The sequence below is a fragment of the Tychonema sp. LEGE 06208 genome, from assembly GCF_015207505.1.
Taxonomy (GTDB): Bacteria; Cyanobacteriota; Cyanobacteriia; order Cyanobacteriales; family Microcoleaceae; genus Microcoleus.
The window spans coordinates 11,307-23,814 of sequence record NZ_JADEWT010000024.1 but is presented as its reverse complement, the minus strand read 5'-3'; the positions used below and the strand labels follow the sequence as shown (position 1 = coordinate 23,814).

The window sequence follows — 12,508 nt, the reverse complement described above, 5'->3', positions numbered from 1 at the left end:
TACCTAATATCGGGGGGTGGAGTCAGCTTCCAAGAACGGTGAATGAGAAAATAAAGAGGTGAGGCGAGTCTGTCGGTGGAGTTTCCCGACCTTGGGACTTCCTTACCTTCTGATGTTCGGGATTCGGATCTGGCACAATCGTATTTCATATCTTAAAAATCCAATGGAAAATATTCTCGAAACTACCCGCAGACAGCGGGTATTGACTAGAACCCAGGAAAGGCGTCAGGCGACACCCAAAGAAAAACAGTTAATTCACCTGCTGGCAAATATGGCTTGCAGTTTAATTAACTATGACTACAAACACTCGAACGGGAAGGGAACTCTCGCGCCTTCGGAACGCAAGCGTTTAGCGGAATGGCACTACCTGCGAGTTCAGCAAATTCGCCGGATCGAACGGTCGTTAGAACCCGTAGCTACCCTCAAGCGCGTGTACTACAAGAGCATTCTCAGTCCGAGGGATCTCAAGTCTTTGAAATTTCTGTGGCTGGATGAGGAGGACAAAAACCGCGTCAAACGGGTAGATCCCGACTTGGACGACATTCTCAGCGAAGCTTTGGATCGGGGAGATACTTTGAAACAGCTATTTCACTCGATCGAATCGAAAGACCGAATCTTTGCGGCAACTCCTAGCCCCGGCGTTGTACCGCTTTGGGTCAAAGAGTGGGAAGATTCCGAATATGACATCAACTATTTTCCCCCTTCTTTCTCTGCATGGGTGTCGATCGTGGACGACTAAGCTGGGTAAGAAACTTTTTTGCACGGGATCGATCGCAAATTTCAGATGGTAAAGGGCGGTTGCGATTGCCGCCACCGACTCTCGACTTGGCCGGGGGCAAAGTTAGGGCGCTAAGGTACGAGCAACCATCGGAGTATAGAGAAGTGAATCGAAGTCAGTACCGTTGTACAATGGAGCAAAACCAGGGCTTCAGCTAATAGCTGATAGCTGATAGCTGATAGCTGATAGTTTCCCATGACTGACTCGATTTCTACTTCTCCTTTAGACTCGGCGGCCGATACAGCCGAACTACGCTCTCAGTTGAGGTCGGGTTCGGAAAAAGCTCAACTGCAACTGCTGCAACAACACATAGCAGATGCCGGTTGGGACGTATTGATGGAATTTTTATTAGAACGCAAGTCGGAGGAACCGACGGCGGTAATGGGTAAGGCTTACCAAATTCTTTACAGTGCTGACTCTCCGAGAGCTACGGAGTTTTTGCAGGCAAATTTTCCGACTGGAGTTGTGCCGCTGCGATCGGACTCTAACATTGATTACACTCCGCTGCAACAATTATTGGCGCTACAGGAATTTCAAGAAGCCGATCGCTTGACATTAGAGAAGCTTTGTGAATTGGCGGGCTCCACAGCTTTGCAAAGAAAGTGGCTGTATTTTACGCAAGTTGAGAGTTTGCCGGTGGCGGATTTGCAAACAATGAATGTGCTGTGGAAAGTTCATTCCGAAGGTAAATTTGGCTTTTCGGTGCAGCGCGAAATTTGGATGAGTTCGGGCAAGAATTGGGATAAATTGTGGCCGCTAATTGGCTGGAAGAAGGGGAATAATTGGACGCGCTACCCGCAGGAGTTTATTTGGGATTTGAGCGCGCCTAGGGGTCATTTGCCGCTGTCAAATCAGTTGCGAGGAGTGCGGCCGTTTGCGGCGTTGATGGGTCATCGGGCTTGGGTGAAGTGAAGGGTTTGGGGCGGGCTGGACGATCGCCGGCCCGCGATAGTTAGCGGGGAGATGGAATTTTTAGATTTAACCGTAGAGGGCGCATAGATCGCAGAGGTAGAGGGGTGAAGAGAATAGGGGCGATCGTGCTAATCGATTTTTCGCTGCAAAGGCATCAAACTCTTGCAGCATCTACATGACAGCCTCAAAATTCAACATTGCAAATTTTACACCTACTGGCTACCGCACTTTTCAACAAAAAATATAGTTCCATCTACACCCCAGCTTCCATAAAACCCATCAACCAATTAGCCATCGTCGCCCTGCGAGTCTGTCTGGGCCCGAATTCCCCAATTTTATAGCCCTTAAACCCCAATTTTTCCTTCAGTAACTGCTTGTTTTCTGGAGGGGTCGATCGCGTCAATTTCACCGTCGCAGGCCTAGAATCGATAAAATCCGGCGGTTCCGGGTAATCTTGGTACCATTCCGGTGCAACATTTTCATTATTCCACACCCCAGTCTCGGCATCGCAGCGGTAGCCCAGATACAGCCAAACTAATCTGTTAACAGCAGCATCGTCCATTTCTTCGTTGAGGATAGCCCAAATAGTTTCGTGATTGAGTGGCGGTAATTCTGACATGATTAAAGTGCGATCGCAAATAACAACAATTTAACCTATAGCGGTCTACCGAAATAGTAGGTTCAGCGCGGGAAAACCTGCATTGATTAGTGCTAGCAGTCGATCGCCCCGCCGAACCACAATACAATACTACTTACTCAAAATACCGTCCTTCTCGGCCATCGACAGCATCAAATCGATCGCGCGCCAAGAATAACCCCACTCGTTGTCATACCAGGAAATGACTTTAAAAAACGTAGAATTCAGTTCAAGTCCCGCACCTGCATCAAAAATGCTCGATCGCGCGTCGCCCCGAAAATCCGTCGAAACCACCGCATCCTCAGTATATCCAAGAATGCCTTTCAGTTCGGCCTCCGAGGCTTTTTTCATAGCCTCGCAAATTTCTTTGTAGCTAGTTTCCTTACTCGTTTTAAAAGTAAGATCGACTACAGAAACGTCAGGAGTTGGGACTCGCAAAGCCATTCCCGTCAATTTTCCCTTCAATTCCGGCAATACCAAAGTAACAGCTTTCGCCGCACCAGTCGAAGATGGAATAATATTTTGAGCCGCGCCTCGTCCTCCCCGCCAATCTTTTTGGCTTGGCCCATCTACAGTAGGCTGAGTAGCAGTCATCGCGTGAACAGTAGTCATTAAACCTTCTTCCAAACCGAAGTTATCGTTAATAACTTTGGCAATTGGTGCTAAACAATTCGTAGTGCAGCTAGCATTAGAAACCACAGTATCTTTTGCCGGATCAAATTTGTGGTGATTGACGCCTACTAGATATGTTGGTACTTTTTCCGGGTCTTTAGTCGGTGCTGAAAGTATTACTCGTTTTGCTCCCGCCGTCAAGTGTTTTGATGCGCCTTCAAAATCTGTAAACAATCCCGTAGATTCTACAACATAATCTGCACCTGTTTTAGCCCAAGGCAATTCGGCTGGATTTCTAATTGACGTACAGGGGATAAATTTTCCGTCAACGATGATACCGTCTGGCTTACCTTCAACTTCGCCGTCATAAATTCCGTGGGTAGAGTCGTATTTGAAAAGATAAGCCAGGTTTTCTGGCGAAACTAAGTCGTTAATGCCGACGAATTCGATGTTGGGGTTTTTGATGCCGGCACGCATGACTAACCGTCCGATGCGACCAAATCCGTTGATGCCGACTTTTAATGCAGCCATTGTTAAACTCCTCTTGAAAATATCGTTAATCGATCGCCTAGTGTGGGTTAGAATTTACCACGCTTGCCTGTTTTGACAACTGATTCTTTTCTATATCTTAAGGATTCTGACTTCGGCTTCCGTTTCGGTGCAATTCATCCTGAAATCACCGCAGGTTAAGGGCTGATGGCTGACGATCCATAATTGTAAATTTTCTATAACGATAGCAGGCGCAGATTGTTTTTCACAATTGCGTTTTTGCAATCAAAGGAAAGTGATAATCAAAGATTTATCTCAAAGCAAAAACCGATTAACAACGAAAATTTAATACTTCAAATATTTGCTACATTAATAATGTAGATTAATTGCGGTGATTATTGCTGTACTTAATTCTAGCTCCTGCCCATTGAAGTTTTTCCCTCAAAGTGCCGTAATAAGAATAGTTTTCCCGCAAAATGATAAACTTGGCTTCGCAGTCTGCCATCCGCACATCTACGCGCTGTCCCGGCCAAATTGCAGTACCCAAAATGCCGTCTGTCCAGAGTTTTGTACTGAGTTCGTAATCTGCTAAGGGCCAAATGCTGACGACTGAACCGGGCGGCAAAACTACAGCCCGACTCGATAAGCTTAAAGGGCAAATTGGAGTAACTGCGATCGCATCCATTCCGGGATGAATAATCGGCCCGTTGGCGGAGGCGGTGTAGCAAGTCGAACCGGTGGGAGTTGCCACAATTAAGCCGTCGCCTTGGTATTGATCGACTACTTCGCCGTCAACTTCCATTTCTAGAATACAGCTAGGCATTCGATCGGCAGAAGCTGGTTTAATGCACATTTCATTGAGTGCTAAAAATCGATCGCTCTGGGGTTCGAGATTGGTTCTGTTTCCCTCAAAAATTGCCGCCTGCAACATCATCCGCTTCTGCACAGCATATCTGTCTTGGGCCAGTCTGTCCCAAATCTCGTCAGTATTCTGGAAATCATCAAAAGATTCAGTTAAAAAACCCAGATGTCCCCCCACATTCACCGCCAAAATCGGGATGCCGTCAGCAGCTAAATTCCGCGCTGCAGCCAGGGCCGTACCGTCGCCCCCCAGAACCACGGCTAAATCTATGGGACTGTTACTAGAAGCTAAAAACACCGGATACGGATTATCTTTCGCGCCGCTAGGGCCCATCAAAACTTGACACCCGCGACTTTCTAACTGGCGGGCGCATTGTTCTGCCCACCGCTGGCTCATGATGTCTCGGGCTTTGTGGGCGATAATTACTTGTTTTAGTTGCACAACCTATCTATTTTAGATTTTGGATTTTGGATTGTGAGATTTTAGAGTGAACTCACAATCTATGGATTTTGGATTTTTGATTGTGAGATTTTAGGCTGATTGAAATATCTTAAAATGTTCGATCGCACAAATTGGTTTTGGACATCAGGTTAGATTTTAAACTATTTTTGAGCATTGCGAGGCAGAGCCTGTGGAGCTGCGTTACCCGGATGTGCCTGGTAAGGAGAAAGCCGGGAAGAAATATTATTATGACTGCATTTCCCCATCTTCCATCTGGCTCTCCTAGCTATCCGGTGCTTTATATAGATTATATGCCTCATGGTAAGGAATTGGGCGATTCGATTCCGAATATTTTGTCCTGTGCAATACAGTACAGTTTGCACCACCAATCCAAGAGAGACTTTGTAACAAACATAATACTAATGAAAAACGATGGTAGAAGAGAAGCGTTATCCCCTCTACCATCGCTACAACAACTGACCAATGGCAATAAATTAGACGGCGCTCAACGAGCGATCTGAAAGAGCCGCTTTGCCAAACGGATTTTCGTAGGAATGAGTTTTGTTGTAAACCAAAAATTCATTGATTAGTTCTGCAAAATAGTCAAAGGCGACATCAATCAACTCCATCGCTTGTTGGCGAATCTCCTCTGACACTTCAATTTCTCTGATGGCTTGCAAAGAGGCTGGAGTATGGAGCGTGTGGGTATTTTCAATGTGATTGTGACACATACCAAAATAGCGGAACTCATGTCCAGTCATCGCTTGCAGTTGCATTGCCACCGGATTGGTTGCCCCGAAAAAAACATTGGCTGTGACTTCAGAAACCTCGATCGCCACCAGCTTCACGATCGGATCGGCTTGGTAGGTGTAGCGTTCAAACAGAGGAAGCATGGAGCGAGATACCTTGGTGTGATCGCTCCAAATGAATCGTACAACATCGCTGAACGGCATGGAATAATTTATGCCCATCTTCTCCATGTCTTCCAGCAGCCATTGCCAATGAAAATGTTCTTCATGAGTGTGCCGATTCACTATTTCTTGAATCTTGTTTGTCGTGGGCTCCTGTCGCAAAACCCGCTTGCACAACTCGCTAAACTCCAATGCCAGTGGGGTAATCACTGGCGCAAATGCCAGTTTTTGCCGAGGTTCAACACTTTCATCTTTCATATACTCGAAAAACGGCAATTGAGCAAATTCCTGATTCTTTTTTTCAATTATACGAAGAAGGTCTTTCATCTCAATTCTCCTGTCAACAAAAAGTGAGTAGTTAAATTTAGCTATAGCCGAGTTCAATCTCTTCAAAAAAAATGAATGGGGGTTTATCCCTAACCATAAATTTCTTAGAGCCTCCTAAAATCAATGGCAATCAGTCAATTGAAATCAGGGTGATGCGATGGCGACTGGGACTTTATAACCCACCTTCCGCACTTCAAGATGTAATATGTAATTATTACATTTGTTGGTAGTTTTGCAAACATAAAAACAGAAGAACCTAAGTATTTGTACGCAAACAAAACTTTAAATAACTCACAATTGTCGTATTACTTAGCATACTACAAATTGACGTGCCGAATGTGGGTTATAAAAAAGAGTAGAGGCACTGTTATAACCTGAAAAAATTGTAACTTAATTTTTTTGTTATTGCCCTCTGTAAAACTACTGGTTAGCAAACTGTCAAAACTACCAATTCAATACTCAGTATTTCCCATTTTTCAGTAAATTATACTGAGACTACTAATGGCTTTTTATCTATCTGAAGCACTTTGATAATTAGAGTACATCAATAAAAATTAGATTTCTCAGGTACATAATACCGTTATAGTCTATATTTCAACCTGCCTGAATGTGTTAGTCGGCTCTTCTGGCCATCCAACGATCTATCTAGCTTATATCTCTCAGGGTAAGGGTTTGGGCGATTAGATTGCCAAGATTTTGTGCTGTAAAATACAGTTTTCACCACGAATCCAAGAGAGCCTTCCATCTTCCATCTTCCCTCTTCCCTCTTCCCTCTTCCCTCTTCCTTCACCCGTCGTTGATTCGGGATTTGGGGCGCGGCCAGATAATGCTGGTATCGGATGCTAGCAGGCGAGAAACGGCGATCGCCCCAAAACGGTTGAGGTGGCTTGGATCGAAAAAAAAGTCGTTGCGGCCGGGCCACCGCTGGGACAAGTCGCGGAAAGCGAAGCCTTGTTGCTGCGAGAGTTGCTGCATTCGCTGCCGGAACTGCTGTTCTGCCTGCAGTCGCGCGGGATCTAAGTAGTCGTCGGTTAGGGGCAAATTGACGAAAATTAGGGGGATTTTGCGCGTTTTGGTAAATGCTACGACTGAGTTAAAGGCTGCTGCTTGTTTTCCGCCGAGGTTGAAGTTTTCGTAGTCGCGATCGTACATACCTGAAACGTAGGGGCGTTCTTGATAATAGGTGTTGGGATTGTAGCGCGCCGATAGGGCCATGAATCCGTTGGAGTCGATCGCATTTGCCGGTGCGCTGACTTGTCTGCTTGCTACTGTTGTCGGCTGCGCTGCATCATAGACAACGGGCAAGATTTCCGTTCCACCAGAGAGGAATTTGATTGTGGGGCTCGCCTCTTCCCCGCCTCCTGCCTGAGCTCTGCGGAAAATACCATCGCCGCCACCGCCGCCACCACCACCACAGGGCTGCGGGAATTTGTAACATCGGGGAATCACGTTGGGTTCACCAGACGGGAGTTTGGGACGAATGCCTGTTGCTAAAAGTTGGCTGCCTTGTGAATCGACGATTGAATTAAAAGTGCGATCGTCCCGGCCGCTGTTAAATGCCCGCACGCCGTCGGCCCAGACAATCATTTGAGGCAAATAATCCGGCTTCAACAGCCGCCGCAGTTGAAAGTCAACTACTTGTGCAGTTGCGCCGTTGATTGCAAAATTGAATATTTTTAAGCCCGGACGCCCGTTACCCGCCAAAGATTGTTTTAGCTGTTTGGGATCGACGCCTTGCAAGGCGCGGGAACTGCCGACAATCAAAACATCTGGCGGCCCGACAGTCGCAACGTAGGATAGGTAAAGTTCTAGTTGTTCGTTGAGCAAATCGCTGCTGAAACTAACTGTACTGGCGGCTTGCGATCGGGCCCGGCCCGCTTGCTGTTGCGAATACACCAGGTTTTTTGTGTACTCGATGACTTTTTTCTCGGCAAACGCCCGCCGGGGACTGCCGGGGGGAACCGCTTGCATCCAAGCGACGGCTTGCACCCACAGGGCTGCTACTTCGTCCCAGTCTTCTTTGGAATTGGCTGATTGAGCCAAATTAGAAGCTTGGGTGGCAAAGCTAATTGACTCCGCAAATGGGTCGTTTTGGGTGCAGGAAGCAGCGCTGAGGGATTTTTGGGTTTTGTTGGGGTTTCGAGCCAACACAGAGCTTGGCAGCTCTGCTAGGGCTGCCGGTTCGGTGGTGTGAGATGCCCCGGAGTTTTTGGGCGGGTTGGGCTGCGAACATCCGGCTGTTAGGGCGATCGCGGCTGCGGCGGCGCAGGTAAGTTTTAAGATGTTAGTGCTCAGGATAGCAATATAGCGGCGAATCATACAGCTTTCACCGTTGGCGAAACATTAGTAGATATTACCGCAAACAGTCAAAATTCTCTCGGTGCGATCGCGCCTTTAATTGCGTATTTCTGTCTGAGATTCGATGACTGCTTCGGCTTGCAGGGCGATCGATCGCAATTTATCAAGAGTATCCTGATTAGCACTCTGCCACAATCCCCGCTGGCGAGCTTCTAACAATCTCTCCGCCATATCCCGCAGCGCCCAAGGATTGTTTTCTTGGATAAATCCCTGCACTTTTTCATCAAAAATGTAAGCCTCTGCAATTCCTTCATACATAAAATCTTCTACACAATTTGCCGTCGCATCGTAAGCAAACAAAAAATCCACCGTTGCCGCAATTTCAAAAGCACCTTTATAACCGTGGCGCATCGCCCCTTCAATCCATTTCGGATTTACCGCCCTGCTGCGATAAACCCGCGCTATTTCTTCTTTCAGTTTTCGCACTTTCGGATTTTCTGGAATCGAATTATCACCGAAATAGGTTTCAGGATTTTTGCCTTGCAAATTGCGAATTGCCGCCGTCATTCCGCCTTGGAATTGATAATAATCGTCGGAGTCGAGGATGTCGTGTTCGCGGTTGTCTTGGTTTTGCAGAACTATTTGCATTTCGCCGAGGCGTTTTTCAAATGCTTCCGGTGCACAACATCCCCATTCACTTTGTTTAACTCCTGCAACATCTCCCTGCAAATTTGAGGAACTAGAGGAAGTATAGGCGTAACTGCTCCAATTAATGTAAGCTTTTGCTAAATCGCCGTCGCCTGTCCAGTTTTGAGCTTCAATTATGCCTTGAAGTCCCGCGCCGTAAGCCCCCGGTTTTGAACCAAAGACTCGAAATTTCGATCGCACTTCTGCATCTTCCCGACTCAAACCCGCCGCTTCCCAATCCAAAATCTCTTGTTTAACTTGCGCTGCTAAAGGATTATCTTCGGCAGGTTCTTCTAAATTTGCTACAGCTTTTACCGCACTGTCAAACAAATCAATTAAATTAAAAAAAGCATCGCGGAAAAAACCAGAAATTCGCAAAGTAACATCAACGCGCGGCCGCCCCAAAACAGCAACAGGCAATATTTCAAAATCTACAACCCGGCGCGAAGGCCCATCCCAAATCGGTTGAACTCCGATTAGTGCTAAGGCTTCGGCGATGTCATCTCCCCCCGTCCGCATGGTGGATGTTCCCCACACTGACAAACCCAAAGTTTTCGGATATTCGCCGTTTTCTTGAGTGTATCTTTCGATTAAAGTTTCCGCAGCAACTCGACCAACTCTCCAGGCGGTTTCTGTTGGTATGGCACGGATATCTACGGAGTAAAAATTGCGACCGGTGGGCAATACATCGGGTCTGCCGCGAGTGGGCGCGCCGGATGCGCCGCTGGGAATGTGCCGCCCATCTAGTCCGCGCAACAGGTTAGTAATTTCTTGGTTTGTTTGGAGGAGTGAAGGCAAAAGATAGTTTTCGATCCAGTCTAATTCTAGTTGGGTCGCTTCTCCAATTTCCGAATTAGCAACGGCAGATAAGCGCGGAGAAACGCGGATATTTTCGATTAAATTATCTACTAATTCAGCGGCTTTTTCTTCAAGTTCTGCTGTTAAATCGCCCGCTGTACGGTTCTGAATTATCGACGTTGGATCGGCTGTTAAGGGGTCGAAATCGTAGCCTGAGTCTTCAGCTAGGGCGCGGGTTATGCCCGATCGCGCGTTGGTGGGATGGCGGGCGATCGCAATTATCAAATCTCTCAACTGTCGCCCTTGGGGACATTGACCAAAAATGTGCAATCCGTCGCGAATTTGCGATTCTTTTAGTTCGCAAAGATAGCCGTCGGTACGGGTGATAAATTCGGTAAATTCTGATTTATTTAGCTGGATTCCTAAGTCTTTATCTAAGTTTTCCTGGTTGGTGAGGGCTACAATGCGATCGCGAATCATCGGTAATCGAGACGGATCTAAGCTTTGGGCTTCGCAATATTCGTCGATTAAGGCTTCTAATTGCTGCAAGGGCCCGTAAAGTTCGGCGCGAGTCATCGGCGGGGTCAGGTGGTCGATTATCGCGGCTTGCGATCGTCTTTTTGCCTGGGAACCCTCCCCCGGATCGTTGACAATGAAGGGATAAAAATTCGGCATCGCGCCTAATGCTACTTCGGGATAACATTTGTTAGATAGTGCAATACTTTTACCGGGAAGCCATTCTAAATTGCCGTGTTTTCCCGCATGAATTATCGCATCAATTCCTAATTTTTCTCGCAGCCAGTAATAGTAAGCTAGATAATTGTGGGTAGGTTCTAAATCCGGTGCGTGATAGTTCAAACTCGGGTCAATTTCATATCCGCGCGATGGTTGAATTCCCACAAACACATTGCCAAACTGAATCCCCGGAATCGGAAAGTAGGGACACGGCATTGCCGTGTCCCTACCTTGTGTATGACCTTCTGCCAACCCCCATCTATTGCAAATTCCATCCTGTACTTCCTGCGGCAAACTAGCAAAGTATTTTTGATATTCTGCTAAATCCAAAGATTGACGAACAGGCTGTAATTCGCGTCCTTCCGGGTCATTTGTCACGCCAGAAGTCAGGAGTTCAATTAACTCATTACCGCTAGGGGGGATATTTTCAACTAGATAACCGGCTTGCTGCATCGCTTTGAGGATTTCGACACAGCTAGCGGGCGTATCTAAGCCGACTCCGTTGGCTAATCTGGCGTTGCGGGTGGGATAATTGGCGAGAATAATGGCGATGCGTCTGTTGGCGGCTGGGGTTTGTTTCATTTTCACCCAATTCGCGGTTAAATCTGCTACAAATGAAATGCGATCGTCCGCTGCGACATAGCCTACCACATCTGTTTCTAATTCATCGTTCCAAGTCTGTACGGCTTTAAAAGAAACAGCCCTCGTAATGATTTTTCCGTCTACTTCTGGCAATGCTACATTCATCGCCACATCGCGGGGCGAAAGTCCTTGTAATTGTGTTTCCCACTGTTCCAAACCGCCACCGCTGAAGATTGCTTGCAATACAGGAACATCTAAGGATTTTAAACTGTTTTGTTCGGGTTCTGGACTGCTGAAACCGGAGACTGCAAAACTTGTTGTATTGATGAGTAATTGAATTGGTTCTGAGTCTTTGGGTTGAAAATGTTCCAGCAATTCTATTTGCAAATCTGGTTCCCGCAGCGAAGATACAAACACGGGAACTGGCACTAAGTTTCGCTCTGTTAAAGCTTGACAAAGTGCATCAATAGGTGCGAGATTTCCTGATAAGTAATGAGCGCGATAAAATAAAATTCCGACCGTAGGGGCGGTGCCCCCGTGCCCGCCCTCCCCGTGCTCTTTAGAGTCTGTTTCCAAACTCGGAGATCCACCCCAGACCCCCTTAATAAGGGGGGAGCAAGAAGTGGTCAAAGTGGGTCTTGTTAAGGGGGATTTAGGGGGTTCAGCGTCTGTTTCCCAACCCGGAGATCCCCCCCAGCCCCCCTTAATAAGGGGGGAGCAAGAAGTGGTCAAAGTGGGTCTTGTTAAGGGGGATTTAGGGGGATTAGAGTCTGGTGTCAAAGTCGCCCTTAATAAGGGGGATTTAGGGGGTTCTGCATCTGGTTGTAAAATCTCTAAACACGCTTCACCGCCTCCCCGCCAATCGTAAATTCCAACGCGGGAAACTGTTTGAGGAAGAGGCGGATTGTAAGCAGTTTTCAAACAAGTATCGGCGGTAAATTTGAGGGCGTTAACAAAATTTTGAACTCCGCCTTCGGTGAAGTAGCGCCACAGTCTATCGACTGCTGACAGCGATACATTGGAATGGCTGATTAAATCGGGGTCTGGACTGTTTTCACCGGGCATCACAATCAATGCTGCATTAGTTTTCTGCGCCGTTTCCCGCAGAATTTCTAATCCGTAAGACCAATAGGAACGCCCGCCTAATAGTCTTAAAATTATCACCTCCGCCTGTTCTAAAATTTCCTCTGCATAGGTATCTATGGTTAATTGTTGCTGCAATTGAAGCAAGTTTACGGCGCGCACTTTGGGGAATTCTGGCGGCATTTTGGAGGAGGCGGCCGCGAGTGTTTGAATGTCGGTGTCAGCAGCACTAATAAATACTATTGGTGCTGGGGTTTGTTGAATAAAAATTACTCCTTCTGCTTGAGGGTTCCAACCTCCGGGTGTGGCTGCTATTTTGTGCATTATTTTTTCCTCTATAATAAGTTAAATTTTTA

At 46.9% G+C, this 12,508-nt stretch carries 8 protein-coding genes; 2 read left to right on the top strand and 6 right to left on the bottom strand.

What is annotated here, in order from left to right; translation table 11 throughout:
* Nucleotides 1–163: 163 nt before the first annotated feature.
* Entirely contained in the window at nt 164–739 is a 576-nt protein-coding gene (locus IQ263_RS08885; protein ID WP_194012440.1) for a hypothetical protein, read from the top strand.
* 234 nt (nt 740–973) lie between these two features.
* Nucleotides 974–1,690: a GUN4 domain-containing protein gene (locus tag IQ263_RS08880; RefSeq protein ID WP_194067108.1), complete on the top strand. Its 717-nt coding sequence runs from the start codon at nt 974–976 to the stop codon at nt 1,688–1,690.
* A gap of 253 nt (nt 1,691–1,943) precedes the next feature.
* Here IQ263_RS08880 and IQ263_RS08875 read toward each other — a convergent pair whose 3' ends face one another.
* The 6 genes from IQ263_RS08875 to cobN all read right to left on the bottom strand — a co-directional run bounded on the left by IQ263_RS08875 (nt 1,944) and on the right by cobN (nt 12,476).
* Complete coding sequence (locus tag IQ263_RS08875; RefSeq protein ID WP_194067107.1) at nt 1,944–2,309, bottom strand: DUF1823 family protein; 366 nt, start codon at nt 2,307–2,309, stop codon at nt 1,944–1,946.
* 129 nt (nt 2,310–2,438) lie between these two features.
* Nucleotides 2,439–3,470 (bottom strand): type I glyceraldehyde-3-phosphate dehydrogenase, encoded by a 1,032-nt coding sequence (gene gap / locus IQ263_RS08870; protein WP_194067106.1) that lies wholly within the window; start codon nt 3,468–3,470, stop codon nt 2,439–2,441.
* A 340-nt stretch (nt 3,471–3,810) separates the two neighbouring features.
* Nucleotides 3,811–4,731, bottom strand: coding sequence for an NAD(+) kinase (locus tag IQ263_RS08865; RefSeq protein ID WP_194067105.1), 921 nt, complete (start codon nt 4,729–4,731; stop codon nt 3,811–3,813).
* 494 nt (nt 4,732–5,225) lie between these two features.
* A complete protein-coding gene (locus IQ263_RS08860; protein WP_194067104.1) occupies nt 5,226–5,969 on the bottom strand; it encodes a hypothetical protein in 744 nt (247 codons plus the stop codon).
* Nucleotides 5,970–6,755: 786 nt separating this feature from the next.
* Nucleotides 6,756–8,288: a hypothetical protein gene (locus tag IQ263_RS08855; protein ID WP_194067103.1), complete on the bottom strand. Its 1,533-nt coding sequence runs from the start codon at nt 8,286–8,288 to the stop codon at nt 6,756–6,758.
* A 75-nt stretch (nt 8,289–8,363) separates the two neighbouring features.
* A complete protein-coding gene (cobN, locus tag IQ263_RS08850) occupies nt 8,364–12,476 on the bottom strand; it encodes a cobaltochelatase subunit CobN (RefSeq protein WP_194067102.1) in 4,113 nt (1,370 codons plus the stop codon).
* Nucleotides 12,477–12,508: the final 32 nt, after the last annotated feature.